The 17,622-nt window shown below is 71.2% G+C and carries 17 protein-coding genes; 9 read left to right on the forward strand and 8 right to left on the reverse strand.

All coding sequences use genetic code 11. The annotated features are described in order from the left end of the window. Positions 1 to 16 precede the first annotated feature (16 nt). The 3 genes from RPQ07_RS34065 (at position 17) to RPQ07_RS34075 (ending at position 3,908) form a co-directional block, all read left to right on the forward strand. Positions 17 to 2,125: a SpoIIE family protein phosphatase gene (locus tag RPQ07_RS34065; protein WP_313948097.1), complete on the forward strand. Its 2,109-nt coding sequence runs from the start codon at positions 17 to 19 to the stop codon at positions 2,123 to 2,125. 208 nt (positions 2,126 to 2,333) lie between these two features. Beyond that, complete coding sequence (locus tag RPQ07_RS34070; RefSeq protein ID WP_313948098.1) at positions 2,334 to 3,026, forward strand: DUF4142 domain-containing protein; 693 nt, start codon at positions 2,334 to 2,336, stop codon at positions 3,024 to 3,026. Between the two features lie 282 nt (positions 3,027 to 3,308). Then, complete coding sequence (locus RPQ07_RS34075; RefSeq protein ID WP_313948099.1) at positions 3,309 to 3,908, forward strand: hypothetical protein; 600 nt, start codon at positions 3,309 to 3,311, stop codon at positions 3,906 to 3,908. 66 nt (positions 3,909 to 3,974) lie between these two features. On the opposite strand, the gene RPQ07_RS34080 is transcribed toward RPQ07_RS34075, so the two are convergent. Both RPQ07_RS34080 and RPQ07_RS34085 read right to left on the reverse strand, forming a co-directional pair. Further along, a complete protein-coding gene (locus RPQ07_RS34080; RefSeq protein ID WP_313948100.1) occupies positions 3,975 to 4,829 on the reverse strand; it encodes an NAD(P)H-binding protein in 855 nt (284 codons plus the stop codon). Beyond that, positions 4,826 to 5,251, reverse strand: coding sequence for a nuclear transport factor 2 family protein (locus RPQ07_RS34085; protein WP_313948101.1), 426 nt, complete (start codon positions 5,249 to 5,251; stop codon positions 4,826 to 4,828). Before RPQ07_RS34085 ends, RPQ07_RS34080 begins: the two co-directional genes overlap by 4 nt. Before the next feature lie 90 nt (positions 5,252 to 5,341). Here RPQ07_RS34085 and RPQ07_RS34090 point away from each other — a divergent pair, with 90 nt between their 5' ends. Both RPQ07_RS34090 and RPQ07_RS34095 read left to right on the forward strand, forming a co-directional pair. Continuing rightward, positions 5,342 to 5,929, forward strand: coding sequence for a TetR/AcrR family transcriptional regulator (locus tag RPQ07_RS34090; protein ID WP_313948102.1), 588 nt, complete (start codon positions 5,342 to 5,344; stop codon positions 5,927 to 5,929). Positions 5,930 to 5,990: 61 nt separating this feature from the next. Then, a complete protein-coding gene (locus RPQ07_RS34095; RefSeq protein ID WP_313948104.1) occupies positions 5,991 to 7,970 on the forward strand; it encodes a PE-PGRS family protein in 1,980 nt (659 codons plus the stop codon). On the opposite strand, the gene RPQ07_RS34100 is transcribed toward RPQ07_RS34095, so the two are convergent. Next, on the reverse strand, positions 7,960 to 8,340 hold the full coding sequence (locus RPQ07_RS34100) for a helix-turn-helix domain-containing protein (RefSeq protein WP_313948105.1): 381 nt from the start codon (positions 8,338 to 8,340) through the stop codon (positions 7,960 to 7,962). The two genes, RPQ07_RS34095 and RPQ07_RS34100, sit on opposite strands and share 11 nt — an antisense overlap. A gap of 144 nt (positions 8,341 to 8,484) precedes the next feature. Here RPQ07_RS34100 and RPQ07_RS34105 point away from each other — a divergent pair, with 144 nt between their 5' ends. Further along, entirely contained in the window at positions 8,485 to 8,892 is a 408-nt protein-coding gene (locus RPQ07_RS34105; protein ID WP_313948106.1) for a RidA family protein, read from the forward strand. A gap of 98 nt (positions 8,893 to 8,990) precedes the next feature. Here the strand turns inward: RPQ07_RS34105 and RPQ07_RS34110 are convergent, their stop codons facing one another. From RPQ07_RS34110 to RPQ07_RS34130, 5 genes are all read right to left on the reverse strand, one after another. Next, positions 8,991 to 10,247, reverse strand: coding sequence for a DUF2201 family putative metallopeptidase (locus tag RPQ07_RS34110; RefSeq protein WP_313948107.1), 1,257 nt, complete (start codon positions 10,245 to 10,247; stop codon positions 8,991 to 8,993). Next, positions 10,244 to 11,515, reverse strand: coding sequence for an AAA family ATPase (locus RPQ07_RS34115; RefSeq protein WP_313948108.1), 1,272 nt, complete (start codon positions 11,513 to 11,515; stop codon positions 10,244 to 10,246). The genes RPQ07_RS34110 and RPQ07_RS34115 overlap by 4 nt, the downstream gene beginning before the upstream one ends. Positions 11,516 to 11,576: 61 nt before the next feature. Then, on the reverse strand, positions 11,577 to 12,977 hold the full coding sequence (locus tag RPQ07_RS34120; protein WP_313948109.1) for a hypothetical protein: 1,401 nt from the start codon (positions 12,975 to 12,977) through the stop codon (positions 11,577 to 11,579). Between the two features lie 472 nt (positions 12,978 to 13,449). Next, positions 13,450 to 13,743, reverse strand: a complete 294-nt coding sequence (locus RPQ07_RS34125; RefSeq protein ID WP_313948110.1) for a hypothetical protein — start codon at positions 13,741 to 13,743, stop codon at positions 13,450 to 13,452. Positions 13,744 to 13,785: 42 nt separating this feature from the next. After that, complete coding sequence (locus tag RPQ07_RS34130) at positions 13,786 to 14,358, reverse strand: O-methyltransferase (RefSeq protein ID WP_313948111.1); 573 nt, start codon at positions 14,356 to 14,358, stop codon at positions 13,786 to 13,788. A gap of 240 nt (positions 14,359 to 14,598) precedes the next feature. On the opposite strand from RPQ07_RS34130, the gene RPQ07_RS34135 reads away from it, so the two are divergent. The 3 genes from RPQ07_RS34135 (at position 14,599) to RPQ07_RS34145 (ending at position 17,517) form a co-directional block, all read left to right on the forward strand. After that, a complete protein-coding gene (locus tag RPQ07_RS34135) occupies positions 14,599 to 14,820 on the forward strand; it encodes a hypothetical protein (RefSeq protein WP_313948112.1) in 222 nt (73 codons plus the stop codon). Between the two features lie 302 nt (positions 14,821 to 15,122). Then, positions 15,123 to 16,781 carry a TlrC/CarA/OleB/SrmB family ABC-F type ribosomal protection protein gene (locus RPQ07_RS34140; RefSeq protein WP_313948113.1) on the forward strand — a complete coding sequence of 553 codons (1,659 nt, stop codon included), beginning with the start codon at positions 15,123 to 15,125 and terminating at the stop codon, positions 16,779 to 16,781. A 184-nt stretch (positions 16,782 to 16,965) separates the two neighbouring features. Further along, positions 16,966 to 17,517, forward strand: coding sequence for a hypothetical protein (locus tag RPQ07_RS34145; protein ID WP_313948114.1), 552 nt, complete (start codon positions 16,966 to 16,968; stop codon positions 17,515 to 17,517). The last annotated feature ends 105 nt before the right edge of the window (positions 17,518 to 17,622 follow it).

Consider the following 17,622-nt stretch of genomic DNA (forward strand, 5'->3'; position numbering starts at 1 on the left):
CTCCGCGGGGGGCCGGATGAGCCGGAAACCGTTCCGCCCCACGGCGACCGTGGACTCCGGCGGTCAGCTGCTGGACACCGCTCTGATCGATGTGGTGCGACAGGCCGGTGCGTCCCGAGGGATGTTCTATGTGCTGTCGCCGGCGGGGGAGGCGTTGTGGCTGGTGGTGGTCACCGGCACCCCCCGGGAGATCGCCGCTCCGTGGACCCGGGTGGGGCTGGCCGATCCGATTCCGGTGGCGGACGCGGTGCGGGAACGGCGTCTGGTCTGGGTCGGCGGCATGGAGGACGCGGCGCGCCGATACCCGCGGCTGTCCCTGGTGCTGCCGTACGACTTCGCCCTGGCGGCTGCCCCGGTCACGTCGAAAGGCACGGTACAGGGCGCGCTGGTCCTGCTGTGGCCCGGTTTGCATGCGCCCGGTATGAGCCCCGCCGAGCGCGAGGCCACGGAGGAGGGCTGCCGGCGCCTGGGGCGCATCCTCCAGGTGGCTGCCGACGAGGGGGCGTCACTGCCGCCGAACCGGCCCCGCATCCTGGCCCCCCTGGCACTGGGGGAGGCGACGGCGACGGCGGCGTTCATCGACCGGCTGCCGGGCGGGTCGTGCGCCTTGGACCTGGGCGGCCGGATCACCTTCGTCACCCCGGATGCGGCCGAACTCCTCGGCGCCGACGCGGCCGACCTGCTGGGCGCACGGCCCTGGGAAGCCCTGCCGTGGATGGACGTGCCCGAGGTCGAGGACCGCTACCGGGCCGCGCTGGTCAGTGAGCAGCCCACGTCGTTCACCGTCGTGCGGCCGCCGGACACCTGGCTGGCGTTCGAGCTGTACCCGGACCCCTCCGGCATCAGTGTCCGCATCACCCCGAGCCGCCCCGCCGAGAGCAACGCCGCAGCTCAGCCCGTGCGCAGCGCGGGGCCGAGCCGTGCCACCCTGCTGTACCACCTGATGCACATGGCCGCCACGCTCACCGAGGCCATCGGCGTCCAGGACGTCGTCGACCAGGCCGCCGACCAGCTCATGCCGGCGCTCGGCGCGCAGGCCATGGCCATGATGACCGCGGAGGAGGGGCGACTGAAGATCGTCGGTCATCGCGGCTACAACGCCGCGCTCATCGAGCGCTTCGACCTCATCCCCCTGTCCGCGGACACTCCCGCAGCCCATGTCCTCGCCACCGGCGCTCCGAGCTTCTTCGCCTCCTTCGCCGACCTGAAGCGCTCCTATGCCGCGGCGGTCCATCAGGACGACATGGCCTCGTGGGCCTTTCTGCCGCTGATCGCCTCCAACCGCACCATCGGCACACTCGTTCTCGCCTACGCCCGGCCCCGCACCTTCGCACCGGCCGAACGTGCGGTCCTCATCTCCCTGGCCGGCCTGATCGGCCAAGCCCTGGACCGGGCCCGGCTCTACGACACCAAACACCGCGTCGCCCGGCGCCTCCAGGACGCGCTGCTGCCCGACGCCCTTCCTCGCGTCCCGGGCCTGAGCGTGGTGGCCCGCTATCTGCCCGCCGGACACGGCATGGATGTCGGTGGTGACTTCTACGATCTGATCCGTCTGGACCGCACGACCGCCGCGGCGGCCATCGGCGACGTCCAGGGCCACAACATCGACGCCGCCGCCCTGATGGGGCAGGTCCGCACCGCCGTCCACGCCCATTCCACGGTGGGCGCACCCCCAGGGGATGTCCTGAGCCGGACGAACCGTCTGCTCATCGACCTCGACCCCGGCCTGTTCACCAGCTGTCTGTACGTGCACCTGGACCTCGGACGCCAGGCCGCCTGTCTGGCCACGGCCGGCCACCCCAGACCACTGCTGCGTCACGCAGACGGCCGTACGCATGTCCTGCATGTCCCGCCCGGGCTTCTGCTCGGCATCGACCCGGAAGCGGAGTACCCGGCTCTCGAAATCCCGCTGCCACCCGGCAGTGTGCTCGTCCTGTACACCGACGGACTCATCGAATCCCCCGGAGTGGACCCCGACGACGCCGTCGCCGCACTCGCCCGGCTCGTCGAGGACGCGGACGCCGACGACCTGGAAAGCCTCGCGGACACGCTGATCGAGCACGCGCCAGGCCGTGGCGACGACATCGCCCTGCTGCTCATCAGCCCGCAGCAGAGCGGTGGATGACCGGAATCCAGGCGTGGCGGCCGCCCCGACTCCCCCCGAAGCAGGGTGGTGGGTCGCGACAGCGGGTGTGTGAACCGCGTTTCCTCCCGGTCGCGTTGAACGGTCCGGCACCTTCGTCCGTACTGACGGGTGCGCGCCGTGCCAGTCGCCGTCCCAGTGCTCCCGACACAAGAGCAGTTCGTTCGTCGGACCGAACCGGGAGGCACCCATGCCATCGAATCGACGCGCCCCATCCGCCCTGCCCCTGCGCACGATCGGGATCATCCTCGCCGCATGCGCGGTCGTCGCCACGTTGCTGATCGTCACGCGAGGCGGCGACGAGGAAGCGGCCGCCGATCCGGTCTCCGCGGGAGTGCCGCAGCATGCCGGCGCCCATGACGCCGGTGCCGACGCGGCCGTCGAGGCGGCGCCACCGGAAGGCCAGTCCCTTACCGAGTTGGACAAGACGTTCCTGGTCAAGGTGCGTCAGGCGGGCCTGTGGGAGATCCCGGCCGGGAAGCTGGCACAGACGCACGCCGCGAGTGAGTCCGTGAAACGGGCCGGACTGCACCTCATCGACGGTCACAGCAAGCTCGATCAGCTGGTCCGCGAAGACGCCCGGATCCTCGGCGTCGCCCTGCCCAATGAGGCCACAGCGGAACAGCAGGGATTCGTGAAGCAGATGGAGAACGCCCAGGGGGCGGAGTTCGACCGGATCTTCGCCAACCTGCTGCGGGCCTCGCACGGAAAGATCTTCGCCACGATCGCCGAAGTCCGGGCGGGTACGCAGAACGACCTGATCCGCCGCCACGCGCGTCAGGCCAACCAGACCGTCCTGGACCATCTCGAAGTTCTCGAGGACACCGGGTTCGTCGACAGTGCGACGTTCCAGGAGGTCGAAACGGCCGTGAAGCCGAAGTAGTGCTGCGTCGTGCCGATCGCACCCCGTGGTGGCTTCGACCAGCCCTCTGGACCAATCCATTGCACTGTGCAAAGCTTCCGGGTGGGGAGGCCCGGCATCGAGCCGGCCCCTGCCCGGGAGCACGGCACTGGCACGGTGACGCCGCTCGCATAGGGCAGAGGGTTCGATGACGGATCTCTCCTTGTCAGGTGGTCGGTGAAGCGGGCCGCGTCCGGCCGTACCGGCGTCCTCGGCGCCCTCGTTGTGTCTGCTGCCCGGTGGCCGGTCCGTAAGCTCCACCCCATGACCGGATCCGCAGCCGAGAGTCTCCATGCATGCCGGACGAACCTCGGCCCCGCGCCACGCACGTTCGACTTCGGCGACAAACGCCGCTATCTGCGGATCCCCCTGCCCGAGTGGATCGCGGCCGCGGAACCCCTGCGGGAGATTCTCTGGCAGCAGAACACCCTGCTCCGGGAAGGGCGGTTGGTCTGGGCTTCCTTGGTGCGGGCGGACGAGCGGCTCTTCCTGCCCGGTGATCACGACCACCCCGCGACGGTGATCTACAGCCCGGACGCCGCCGCCTTCGACGAGCACCCCGAACGCCTGCGCGCCACGGCCCAGGCTCTGTACGCGCTGAAGAGCGACGGCCACGAGGATCCTGCGTCGGGTGCCTTCGCCGCGACGCTCGCCGACGAGACGCAATACCTGCCGAGGATGCGCGTGCCGAGGAATCTGGCGGGTGACGACGAGGTCTACTGCACCCACATCATCGTCTGCCGCCGCCATCTGCCCGACGGCGTCCTCCGTCACGCCCTCTTCCCGTTGCTCATCCACCCGGACCTCACACCGAGGGCGATGATGCTGCCGAGCCGCTACTGGCCCCCGGAACTCGCCCACTGACGCGCAGCCCTGGCCCGAGGGCCGTCCTTGCAGGAGTCGATGCCGGCGCGCGGTGAAGGCGGGGTGTCAGCGCCCGACCGGGCCCAACTCCCGTTCGGCGACGCCGCGGAAGCTGCTCGGCGGGCGGCCGGTGAGACGCTCGACCGTGTCGGTGGTGCGGTTCTCGTCGCCTTCGGCGATGGCGAGGTCCATGCCGGCGAGCATCTCCGCGAACTCCGTGGGCATCTCGGCGCTGAGGCGGTCCCGCATCTGCTCGTACGTCAGCCGACAGTGGCTGACGGCCCGTCCGGTGACCTCGCCGAGAACGGTGGCGATGTCGTCGTGGCTCAGTGCCTGCGGTCCGGTCACGACGAGGTCGGTGTTCGGGGCCTGCGCCTCGGTCAGTGCGTGGACGGCGACGGCTGCGATGTCATCCGCGTCGACGAACCCGATGCGCCCGTCACCGGCCGCCGTCCGGATGGTCCCCTCCTCGCGGATGGTCCGGGCGTGTGCGTGGTCGCCGGTGAAGTTCTGCATGAACCACGAGGGCCGCAGGACCGCCCACTCGGGGAACAGCCCCGGTAGCGCCCGGTGCACCTGGCCCACTGCGGGACCGCCCTCGGGGATCGCCGACGAACTGAGCAGCACGGCGCGGTGCACCCCTGCGCCGCGGGCCTGCCGGAGGAAGGGCAGCATCACGGCCGCCGGGTCCGGAGCGCCGAGCGGCGGGATGAGATAGATCCGGTCCACGCCTTCGAGGGCGCCGGCGAAGGAGGCGGGGTCGTCCCAGTCGAACCGCACCGGGCTGCACCCCTCCACCGGTGTGGCGCGTCGGCCGGCCGCCTTCACGGGGTGTCCCGCGGCGGTGAGCCGCGCGGCGACGCGGCTGCCAGTGGTGCCGGTGGCCCCGACGACCAGGGTGAACTTGCGGGCCGTGGTCATCCGTTGCTCCCGGCGAAGTCGGTGGCGGGGTCCTGGAGGGCGAGCGGGTTCCAGTAGTCGCGGTACCGGGTGATGAGGCCGTTCTCGACGGTGACGACGGCGATGTAGGACATGTCGAAGGGGCCTCCGGTCTTTACCAGGCGGCCCACACCACGCATCTCGACCACGATGGTCTCCGGGGTGACGGTCCGGTGGATCTCGACATACGGGAAGTCGTGAAGATCGATGTGGTCCGGGTAGCCGCGCATGTAGCCGGCGACGGCGGTCTTGCCTTCCAGCCGCTTCGGCCAACCGTCCGGTGCGAAGGGGAATTCGAGGACGCCGGCCTCGTCCCACAGGTCCACCCAGGCGGGGATGTCCTTGTCCAGCAGCAGCTTCAAGCCGTGCCGGTACAGGTCCGCGGGTGTGGTGATCGCGGTCATGGGGTGACTCCGTCCAGTACGATGCGGACCGTGGGTCCGCTTCGTGTTCGACAATACGGACCCGTGGTCCGCTTTGCAAGGAGGAGCCGCATGCCCGACCGCAAACCCCGCGCGGACGCGACGCGCAACCGTGAGGCCGTCCTCGCGGCCGCCGACGCACTCTTCGCCCGCTGCGCGAGCCCCGAGGCGGTCACCATGGCCGACATCGCGGCAGCGGCCGGCGTCGGGAAGGCGACGCTCTTCCGCGGCTTCGGCGACCGCACCGGCCTGATCCGTGCGCTGTACGAAATGCGCCTCGCACCGGTCAGACACGCCGCCGAGCAGGGGGAGTCGCCGTTGGGCCCGGCCGCTCCGCCGCTTCAGCGCGTGCCCGCCCTCCTCGACGCCATCCTGTGCTTCAAGATCGACAACCGCCATCTCGCGCTGGCGCTGGAAGGGACCGGCGGCGACAGCCCTTACGCGGCGGAACACTACGAACGCTGGCACGGCACGCTCCGGGCCGCGCTGGAGCGGATTCCCGGACTCGCGGACAGCGAGTTCACCGCGCACGCACTGCTGGCCGTGACCCGGGCCGACCTCGTCGAGCACCTCGTGGGCCGGCAGGGGATGACGCGTCAGCAGATGAGAGACCGCCTGGCGGCGTTCACTGCCAGAGTCCTGGAGGCACCGGGGGACTGAGCACCGCACCGGGTGAGGCCCCCGTACGGGTCGCTCGCCGCGGTCCGGCACGATGGCTCGCATGAACGCCGGGGGAGACGAGTACGCACAGCTGCTCACGAGGGCGGGTCTGGAGATCGTGGGTGACGGTCGCGGCGACGACGTCCTGCCGACGTGGGTCGCCATGCGTCCTGTTGTGGCGGGCAACGCGGAGCCGACCGTCGCAGTAAGGCACGACCGGCCGGACCTCGTCGCCGAGTTGAACGCTCAGTGGTTCCGCCTCGCCGTGGAGTGCGGAGTGATCGGCGAGGACGGCGACTTCCTGATCTCCGCGTCGGGCGGTGCGGGTGGGGGATGGACGCGCGTCCGCCTGGCCCACTCGTGGGACCTCGCGGGGACGCTGGGGGACAGGCCGGGGTTGGCGGAGTTCCTCACGGCGGCGACCGACGGGGACGCGATCCTCGGGATGACGAGCGAGGAGTACGAGACCTGGCTCGTCGCGAAGGACCGGGTGGGGCAGTGGCAGGAGGAGACCGCTCGGGCCGCGGCCAGGGAGAGCCCTCAGGAACGGGCGGCCGCCTGGGCCTCGTTGCTGAACGGGCCGCGTCCCACCGAGCAGCTGTACGCCTCCTGGATGGAGGGGCTGGGAGGCAACAGGGCCGCGCCCGAAGACGTCCTGCGGCGGTTGCTGGGCAGGGCCCACCACTTCCTGTGGCGTAAGCAGCCGGCCTCCGTGGTCGATGCCGCGATCGCCCACCCCGACTGGCAGGTCAGGAGCCGTCTGGCGGAATCCCAGCCGGACATGACGGCCGATCAGTGGACCCGGCTGGTGTTCGGCGAGCCCGGGCATGCGCGCCGTCTTCAGCTCGCAGAGCTGGCCGCGCACCGGCAGGTGAGTCTGACGGATGCCGGCTACGAGCGACTCGCCGGAGATCCCTCTCCGCACGCCCGTGCGGCGGCAGCCCGTCTGCCGGGGCTGCCCAGGCGCCTGCTCACCCTGCTGGCCGACGACCCCGATTCAGCGGTACGGGCCACGGCATGCGCCCACCTGTGGCCCCATCTCGACCGGCCGTCACGGGACGCCCTGCTCACCGACCCCGACGGCGAGGTGCGCACCGCCGCACTGCTGAAGCACCACGAAGACCATCCGATGCCACGGTCCCTCTTCGACGAGCTGGACCTCGGCCCTCGCGGGATCGAACGGTATGCCGTCGAGCGCGCCCACGCCGAGGAACGGTCCGTACATCCGGATCCGCAGTGGCGGCTGGCGCTGGCCCGCAACCCGCACCTGGAACCGGGCCTGGTGGCGCAGCTGGCCGAGGACCCGGACGACGATGTGCGGCTCGCGGTCTCGCTCCGGCCCGACCTCACCGAGGAACAGCGCGCGGCCGTGCGCGTCGACATCGACCCGCGGAACTTTCGGCGCGGCGTGTCGTGGGTGACGGACCTGCACGACGACCCGGAGGCTATGCGGCTCTGCGCCGCCTCGTCCCATCTCCTGGTGCGCAGCGGTGTCGCCCGCGCGAAGCGTCTGCCGCCGGACGTGGTGGAGCGGCTCGCCCGGGACGAGGACCGGGTCGTCCGCCTCTTCCTCGCCGAGTCGTGCGACGACGCGCCGGGCTGGATGCTGCTGGAGGTGTGGCGTTGGTGGTCCGGCAGCTTCAGTTTTCCCGGCCGGCCGCACGGGCACCCCAACTTTCCCCGCACAGGTCTGCTGCGGTACGCGGACGACCCTCATCCACGGATGCGCCTGCTGGCGTTGGACGACCCCGACTCCACGGCCGAATTGGTGGAGCGGTTCAGCCGGGACCCCGACGAGGAGGTACGGGCGCGGGCCGCGAGCGACCCTCGGCTGTCCGCCGCATCCGCCGTACGACTGACCGACGACCCCCGGTCGTCCGTGCGCCTCGAGGCCGCCGGGAATCCGTGCCTGCCCGCACGAACGCTGATCGGACTCCTGCGGGACCGCGAGCGTGCTCAGGTCGCGGCCGGGAATCCCGCGCTGCCCGTGTCGGTGATGCACGGGATGATCGACGCCCGCGAGTCCCCCGTCACGGGGTGAAGTGGCGGCGCGAGGCCTCGATGTGGCCGAGGTAGCGGTGGGTCCAGTCGCACATGCCGTCGATCGTCACCCGCAGGGCCTGGCCCGGCTCGGTGAGGGTGTACTCGACCCGCGGCGGCACGACGGGGTGCACTGTCCGCTCGATGAGGCCGTTGCGCTCCAGCATGCGCAGGTTCTGGGTGAGCATCTTGTGGCTGATGCCCTCGATCTCGTTCCGTATCTCGCCGAAGCGCAGGGTGTGCTCCCCGAGGGCCTCGATGATCAGGAGCGCCCACTTGTTGGCGACGTCCGAGAAGATCTCCCGCGCCAGCGAATCCGCGCGCCTGAGGTCCGCTTCGTCGGGCGAGCCGCTGAACTGCTTGGTCACCATCAGGTTCCCCAGTCACCGAAAAGTGCGTTCTTCCACGTCAGCGGTCACTCTCCTACAGTTCCTGAGTAACCACAAGAGACCGGGAGTGCCCCGGTCCGGTGACAGCGGGCCCCTGGGCCCGTCATGAACAAGGAGGCGGGCAGCATGGCCATCACCCTGGTGAACCCCAGCGGATTGCCGCAGATCGATGCCTACCGGCAGGTGTCGATCGCGACCGGGTCGAAGCTGGTCTTCATCGCCGGGCAGGTCGCCTGGGACGCCGAAGGGACCACGGTCGGCGAAGGTGATCTCGCCGCTCAGGTCGAGCAGTGCTACCTCAATGTCGGCACCGCGCTGGCCGCGGCCGGTGGATCCTTTGACGACGTGGCGAAACTGACCGTCTACGTCGTCGACTGGACCCCCGACAAGATGCCCCTGTTCCTCGCAGGTGTCGCCCGGGCGGCCGAGAAGCTCGGGGGCACCCCGGTGCCGCCGGGCACGCTGCTGGGAGTCGCGGCACTGGACGTACCCGACCATCTCGTCGAGGTCGAAGCCACCGCGGTCATCGACTGAACAGGACCTCCCCGCAAGGAGGTTGCGCGAGTCGCCCGTGGCCGCGGGACCTCGACGCCGACCCGCACCGCGGCGCGATCGGGTCGCCGGCCCCGGGCTCACCCAGCCCCGGGGCCGGACCCGATGTGCGTGACTCGCGCCCACGACGGTGGCGAGTCCGGCACGTAGTCCGGATCGTCCTCGTCCCAGGTCGCGCGCGTCTGCCGAGGGAACAGACCCACCACCGTCCGGCACGGTGGTCGCGTGTCGGGCCACGGCGTCTGTCCGTCGGTGAGGGCCACGACGACGTCCGGCCGGGGTCGCGTGCGGAGTGCCTTGGCGAAGCCCGTACGCAGATCCGTACCGCCGCCGCCCATGAGTGGAATTCCCTCGGCGCGGCACAGCGAGTGCGCGAACTCGGCCGCCGCGTCGCACGGCACCACGGTGACCAGGTCGCGGCGGCCGCCCACGGCACGGGAGATCGCGGCGACTTCGAGGAGCGCGCTGCCCAGTTCGGCATCACTGACCGACCCGGACGTGTCGATGACCACGGCGACCCGGGGCGGCACGCGCCGCCGGCTCGGCAGGACGGCGCCCGGCACGCCGGCCGAACGCCGCGACGGCCGGCCGTAGGTGTAGTCCTCGCCCGCACCGGCGGCGGAGGCCGCCGAACGCACCGCCGCCCCCAGCAACTCCCGCCACGGCTGCGGCGGGTGGAAGGCCTCCTCCGCCCATCGCCGCCACCCCTTGGGCGCGCTCCCCGGACGGCCGGTGATGCCCTGCGCCACCCGGAACCGGACCGCGTCACGTTCCTGGTCGCTGAGGCCGTGCGCGCCGTCCGGTCCCAGTTCCCACTCCCGTGCCAGTCCGTCGGCGCCACTGCCGCAGTCGAGCCAGGTCATGCTCTGCGTACGCGGCCCGAGCCCGAACTGGCGCAGATAGTCCTCCATCAACTCCCCCTCGGGGAGCCCCAGAAGCTCCGGATCGACCGCGCCGTCGGGCCGGACCAGCCCGTCACCGAAGGCGTCGTCGTTGATCTCGCAGTCCGCGGCGATGTTCATCCGCAGCCGTTCCCCCGGACCGGTCAGCCCCCGCTCCTTGGCGACCCGGTCACTGCGGCCGTGATGGTCGCGCAGCAGGTGCGACACCTCGTGCACCCACACCCCGGCCAGTTCCTCCACCGGCGTCCGTGCCACGAAGGCCGGTGAGACATAGCACCGCCAGTGCCGGTCCACGGCCATCGTGGGTACCGTCCGCGACTCCACGGTGTGCAGGGCGAAGAGTGCGGTCGCCAGGTACGGCCGGGCCCGGGCGGCCTGAAGCCGGGCGGCGAAGAGTTTGTCGAGGTCCAGTGTCCTCGGTGCGTCCGGCATCATCGTCCGGCCCGCGTGGCGACCGCGGCACGGGCCGCCGCCTTGTCGGCTCGCCGGGACAGGGACACCACTCCGGCGAGGCCTTCGATCGACGTCGGTACGTCCCAGTCCTCGCGGCGCAGCGACGCGAGGGTGGTCGCGGGGACCACCACCAGATCCGGAGCTCCCGTCTCCAACGCCCTGACCAGCAGCGCCCAGGCCGCGTCCCAGCGGGACTTCTCCGGCCGGGTGCGGACCGCCTGCACGACACCGTCGAGCACGGCCTGGCGCAGATCTCCCCGTTCGGGCAGGACCGCGCTCGCCGGGTCGGCGAGCAGCACCTCGGGATCGGGGAGGTCCATCCGGTCGAGACCGGCCAGCAGCTCCAGCCCCGGACCGTCGCCCACGGTGCCCCTGACCAGCAGGGAGAGTACTTCCCGGGAGCAGCCGGCCGCGGTCGCGAAAGCGATCAGACACAGGGTCATCTCCCAGCTCCGCGGTGACGGCCACGGTCCGCCCCTGCGCATGTCGTTGCTGGGCAGCCGGTGCACGAGACCCGGGCGGGCGGCGAGCAGCCCGCACACCGCGCGGCGGGCGAAGTCCACGGCGTCCGGCAATCTCGCCGGGTCGAGCCGGGGCAGTGTGGCCCGCGGCCACGTCCCACCGAGGCCGCGTACCACCACCTCGTGGTCGTGGGTCCACTGGAGATGGACGAAACGGTTGGCCAGCGGCGGACTCAGCTCCCAGCCGTCCGCTGCCGAGGACCGAGGGTTGGCGGCGGCCACGATCCGTACGCCGGGCGGCAGTTGGAGGGAGCCGATCCGCCGCTCCAGCACAAGACGCAGCAGGGCGGCCTGAACGGCCGGTGGCGCCGTGGACAGTTCGTCCAGGAACAGCAGCCCTTTGCCTGCCCGTACGAGTCGCACCGCCCAGTCCGGCGGGGCCATCGGGACACCCTGTTCCGCCGGATCGTCCCCGACGATGGGCAGACCCGAGAAGTCGGAGGGCTCGTGCACACTGGCGATCACTGTGGTCAGCGGAAGGTCCAGGGCTGCGGCGAGTTGTGTCAGGGCCGCGGTCTTGCCGATTCCCGGCTCGCCCCAGAGGACGACGGGCAGGTCGGCGGCCACGGCGAGCGTGAGTGCCTCCAGTTGTGTGTCGGGACGCGGTTCGGTGGTGGTATCGCGCAGCAGCGTCAGCAACTCACCGGCGACGTCGAGCTGGGAAGCGTGGGAGGGGTCGTCGGGGAGTGTGCCGGTAGAGGCAGTGGCGGACGGGGTGCATGTGGGCATGTCTGATCACCTTTGGGGTTCGTGACGGGGCGAGTGGGTGCGGAGGACCGAGGTCCCCGGGTCAGCGCGCGGTGGTGTGGCGCGGGCGGGAGCGCAGGTCACGGGGACGAGCGGGCCCCGGGCGGAGGCGGTCGGGCCCGGGGCCGACCAGGCCTGCCCGGTAGATGCCGTAGGCGATCCGACGCTGCGCGGCCGCCTCCAGCGCGTCCCGAAGAGCGCCGTCACGCAGCACGGCCTCGCAGCCCAGCAGGCCCTCGACGACGGCCAGCGCACCGGCGGTGTCACCGTGCTCCAGACGTTCGCGCACGCCGACCAGACAGTCCGGCCGACGATGTGCCTGGTCGATGAACCGCAGGCAGGGAAGGGGGGTACCGGTCAGTGCGAGCAGCAGTTCTTCCCGGAGGATCTCGGCGGGGTCGTGGTCCAGGGGCACGAGGACCCCGTCGACCAGACCGACCCGATGCCGAACTCCCCGGCACTCCACCAGGTGTGGTTGTCCCGCGCCGGTGGGAACGAGGGAGACTGCCGCCGGCGCATGGCCGGGTACGAGTGCCGAGGCGACCAGGGGGTGCAGCCGGCCGGCCTCGATCGAACCGGTGCGGATCAGGTCCAGATCGGGCAGCACCCAGGTCGCCGCATCGGGCAGGACGGGCAGGGTCGAGATGTCGCCGTCGGCCGGCGCCGGCGTGATCCGCAGGGTGGACGGTCCGGGGCCGTCCCCGTCCGCGGCGGGCTCCAACAGCAGCCTGCGCCGTCCGCCGAACCGCACGGCGACCGTGCCGTCCCTCCGCCCCTCGGCGCGCAGCAGGATCGCCGCCTCGTCCGCCCATCGGTCAATGGCACACCGGAGCTCCCGCGGCACCAATCCCGACGGATCCGGATCAGGGGGAGGGGAGTCGGCGGACAGCGCACCCGCGCCGGACCGGACCCGCAGCTCATCGGTCCTGCGCGCGTCCCAGAGGTGCCGGTGCAGGTCGAGGCGGAACCGCCGGTCGGGATGGGGGTGCGGATGCCGTCGGGCGCCGGGTTCGGCATGGGATCCGTCCCACAGCGCGAGGCTGATCCGCTGACCGCCGTCCGCCCAGGCAGGCGGAGTGCGGACCACCAGTTGCACAGTCGATCCGTCGTTCTGCCCGGCAGCGTCGTACCGGGCGAGGACAATGGTCAGACCTGGGCGCAGCAGTCCGTCGGGAGCGACCCTCGGCATGTGCCAGCGCAGCAAGTCGGGGGCCAGATGGCGGAGATCGGCCCGGATCCGGGTCGCGAGGTCGCGGCCATGAGTGCGGACCACGGAGCGCATATCGAGGTCGACATCGATGCCTGCGGCGGCGCACGCGCCTGCCCAGTCCCCGGCATGGCGGCGGGCGGTCGCAGTCTCGATCATGGACGGCGGCACGGCATAGTCACGCACGCGCAGCCAGAAGGAAAGGCGGGAATCCCCGTTCGCGATCTGAGTGAGCATCAGCACTCACCTTGCGCGGACGGGACCCCCAATCTGTGAACAGAATGAGTGATCATCGCGGCGAGCATAGCGCGCCGGACCGCGATCTGCCAGGTTCCGCGGGCGGGAGCGGGGTCCGCCGGGCCAGTGGGCCGCCGTCCCGGGGAGGCTAAGCGGCATGGCACCGGACGACCGGGACGGCGCGAGGCCGGCGATCCTCAACCGCCTGATTGCCCGCACGAGTTGCCTGACGATCGGCGTACGGGGCATTCCCATTCTCGTCGGGACGGTGCTGTTCGTATGGGGGTCCGATGGCGACGGGACGTGCCGGCACGCCCGCCCGGCGCCGGACGCCGAGCCGTCGATCGGCAGGCTCGGCCATGCCGGCGCGAGCCGCCTCTCTGCGCGCCCTCGCGATGACCTGACGACCGGCGGTCGCACGCCGTCCCCAGGGCGTTCAGAAGATGCTGGACCGCTGAGTCGGCCGGTCCGGCTAGCTGCGGGCGGCCAGCCAGATGATGAGGTCGCCGGCGATCCCGCCGATGTTCGTGTCGGTATCGACGCTGTGTTCGCGTCGTGTGCTGTCGCGCAGGACGATCTCGTAGCCCCCTTCGTCGAGGACGGTCACCGAGGCGAACCAGGCGGGGTCGTCCTCGTGGGGCTGGACGACGATGAACGTGTTGTCCGAGTCGTTGAGTTCGCTGATGAGGTCGAACAGGGCGTCCTCGGACGGGTCGTCGATGTGGTGCCCGTTCTCGCTGTCGGCGCAGTAGTAGGTTGCCGCCACGATCCGTTCTCCTCTGTGCCGAGTTGCCGCCGGACGGCGCACTTAGACGCGGCGCGCCGCAACCACCGCTGAACTGCCCGGTGTTGTCAGTACCTCCGTGGCGTCCAGCGATGGATGAGTGAGATAGAACAGGCGGAGTTCATCCACTTCACCCTCGAAACGCGGCGGCCAATGGGGCGACGGGGTGAAGTCGTCCAGGACGAGCAGGCCACCGGGCGCGAGCATCTCGACGACCCGCCGTGGGTCGTCACGCTTGCCGCCGCCGTCGCAGAAGAAGACGTCGAAAGGGGCGTGCTGCTCCAGCAAGCGCCAGTCGCCGGTGAGCACGCTGACGCGTGCGTCGTCCGCGAAGACATCGGCCGCTCGACGGGCCGGCTCCTCGTCCCGCTCCACGGTGACCAGGTACGCGTCGGCGCCCAGCCCACTGTGCAGCCAGGCGGTGCCCACTCCCGAGCCGGTGCCGCTCTCCGCAATCACCCCGTCGGGTTTCGCAGCGGCGGCCAGACTCAGCAACCTGCCCACTTCCGGAAGGCAACTCTTCGTGAATCCCGTCTCGGAGGCGACACGCTCCGCGGCCACCACGCGAGCCGGAACCGCACGTTCTGCCACGGTCACGCCCCCTTCATCGTGAACGGGACGCTATCCGTCGGCGGGAGCGTCCGTACGGACTTTCGGCCGTCAGGCCGTGTCGAACCCTTCCCGGCCGAAGCACTGGGGTCGCCCGGATGACGCAGGCCATGAGTGATCCACTGGAAGGATAGGGGTACGAGCACGTGAGGCGGCCCGCCCGTATGCGGCTGCCCGCGCAACAGGCGCGCGGTGCGTGGGTGACGAGTGGCAGAGGGGAGACGACGCATGGCCGAGCAGCCGGGCCGCGACTGGACGGCCATGACGCGCGCGGACTTCGACCCTGACGTCCCTCTGCAGTTGGCAGTCCCCACGGGGCCTGCGGCCATTCCGGCCGAGCCCGACGAGTGCGGTACGGCCCCGCTGTTCGGTGACGAGTCGCCGGTCCGGCGAGCTCCGCGCACGGTCCGGCGCCGGGCGGTGCGCATCGATCAGGACGGCCTCTTCTGAGTGCATGCGGACGATCCCGGTGTTGACGCCTTCGGGACGGTGGAAACGCCAACTGCACAGGAATCACAGCGCAGTTCGTCAGGACGGCGGACCCGGTCCGGTTGCGCGCACCCGGCAGCAGGCGGCGGGACCGATGACGGAAAACTCCGTTGCCCGGTCGCCCTGTGCGCGCGTACCTTCGTCCGCATGGGAACTCTGTGACAGCCCCCCGCACGACCGCGTCGAGCTCTGCTCCGCGGTCGCGGCGTTGATTCGTCCTCGAATCCGTTCTATCGGCATCGGCCGAGAACTGGGGCTTTCGCATGCGTGCGCCACATCCCTCGTCATCCCTCTCACAGCTTTCCCTGCGCGGTGTCTCCAAGCGTTACGACGACCGCACCGTGCTCGACCAGGTTTCGTTCAGCCTCGCCCCCGGTGAGAAGGCCGGCGTCGTCGGTGACAACGGGGCCGGCAAGTCCACCTTGTTGAATCTTCTCGCCGGCAGAGAGCAACCCGACGCGGGGGAGCTGACCGTGACCGCGCCCGGCGGGACCGGGTATCTCGCCCAGAGCCTCGGCCTGCCCCCGGAAGCCACCGTCCAGGACGCCGTCGACCTGGCGCTGGCGGAGCTGCGTGCACTCGAAGCGGCTCTGCGACATGCCGAGAGAGCCCTCGCAGAGGCCCCCGTGGACGCGGATCTGACCGATCGCCTCGCCGAGTACGCGCGGCTGACCGAGCAGTACGAGGCCCGCGACGGCTACGGCGCCGACACCCGTGTGGACGCCGCGTTGCACGGGCTCGGTCTGCCGGGGCTCGCCCGGGACCGGCAGCTCGGCACCTTGTCCGGCGGTGAGCGGTCGCGGCTGGCGCTGGCCGCCACCCTGGCGTCCCGGCCCGAGCTGCTGCTGCTCGACGAGCCGACCAACGACCTGGACGACCGGGCCGTCGGGTGGCTGGAGGAGCATCTTCGGGCCCACCGCGGAACCGTCGTCGCGGTCACGCACGACCGTGTGTTCCTGGAGCGGCTCACCACCACGGTTCTGGAGGTCGACGGCGGTCGCGTTTCCCGCCACGGCAACGGATACGCCGGCTACCTCGCCGCCAAGGCCGCCGAGCGCCGCCGACGGCAGCAGCAGTACGACGAGTGGCGTGCTGAGCTCGACCGGAGCCGCCGGCTGGCCGAGTCCAACGTCGCGCGCCTGGGCAGCATCCCGCGCAAGATTCCGAAGGCCATCTTCGGTTCCCCCGCGTTCCGCGCGCGGGGGCGGGCACACGGCGCGATGAGCCGTATCCGTAACGCCAAGGAAAGGGTCGAGCGGCTCACCGCGCACCCCGTGGCGCCGCCGCCGGACCCGTTGTCGTTCACGGCCCGCATCGCCACCGACAGCGGACCGGGCGAGGCGCCTGCGGCGAAGCTCGACGGTGTCGTCGTGGACGACCGGCTGCGGGTGCCCGAGCTGAGCATCGGCCCGGCGGAGCGGTTGTTGGTCACAGGCCCCAACGGCGCCGGTAAGAGCACCCTCTTGCGGGTCCTGGCCGGGGAACTCGCCCCGGACGTCGGCACCGTGGTGGTTCCCGGGCGAGTGGGACACCTGCGGCAGGAGGAAACGCCGTGGCCGTCGGCACTGACCGTCCTGGAGGCGTTCGCACACGGCCGCCCCGGTGACCGGGACGAACACGCGGACCAGCTGCTGTCGCTGGGGCTGTTCGCACCGGAGGCACTGCGGCTGCGCGTCGGGGAGTTGTCGTACGGCCAGCGGCGCCGTATCGAACTGGCACGTCTGGTCAGTGAGCCGGTGGACCTGGTTCTGCTGGACGAGCCCACCAACCATCTCTCACCGGCGCTCGTGGAGGAACTGGAATCGGCGCTGACCGGTTTCGAGGGCGCGCTGGTGCTGGTCACCCACGACCGTCGGATGCGGTCGCGCTTCTCCGGCTCGCGGCTGGAGTTGCGCGAGGGGGCGGTGACCGGCGGACGGTGAAACGTGGGGACTGCTGTGTGCGTTTCGGTGATGGCGCGCACGGCGGTCACCGCGTTGCCGGGGGTGCAGCGGGCTGGTGACGACCCCCACGCCCGAGGTGTGCCGGGTCGTCCGGTGGCCGGTGACATGGATCTGCGGGAGTGAGGGAACGACGTCCGGTGGTCGCGTGATCTCGCGTGCGTAGGTGATCGACGTGGTGGAGCGGCACCTGCTCGTGGCAGCGGCCGGGCAGGCGACGCCGCCGATGGTGGTCGTCGGTGGGGAGCGACATGCGCTGGGCCGGCTGATCCATTGCCGGCCTGCGCGGTGCGCACGAACGCGGGAGCCGGCCGATGCCCTCGTCGGCCACGGCCCGTTCGTCGTCGACGCCCTGGACGGCAGCTTGCGCATGGTGCACCGGCAGTCCTGCGGTGACGGCCTCGAATGGGAGGACCAGTACCGGGAGAAGGTCCGGGGCGAGCTCTCGCCTCGGGAGCTCGATGTCGAGGTGCGGCGGCTCGCATGTGCGGGCCGCCGGCTCGACGCGTCCAAGGCGGTTCGCCGCGCCGAGGGCGGACTGAATCCTGCCGACGCCCCCCGCTACGTGGATGCCGTCGCTGAGGGAACCGACCCGCCCGCCGAACTGGCGTCCCGACTGCCGCAGGCCGACACGCGATACCTGGCCATCACCCCGTACGGCGGCCCCTGCCGCGAGCCGACGCACTGGTCGGGTGCAGGGGACGACTCCTCGCGCTGACCTTCGTACGGCACTGGTCCCGAGACGGGAAATGCCTGGTCAAGCACTCGTCTGCCGGTGCTCCGCTTGACACGGGGTATCTCGGTGGCAGGCTGGTGGCAGCGC

The sequence above is a fragment of the Streptomyces sp. AM8-1-1 genome (genome assembly GCF_032229325.1).
Taxonomy (GTDB): Bacteria; Actinomycetota; Actinomycetes; order Streptomycetales; family Streptomycetaceae; genus Streptomyces; species Streptomyces achmelvichensis.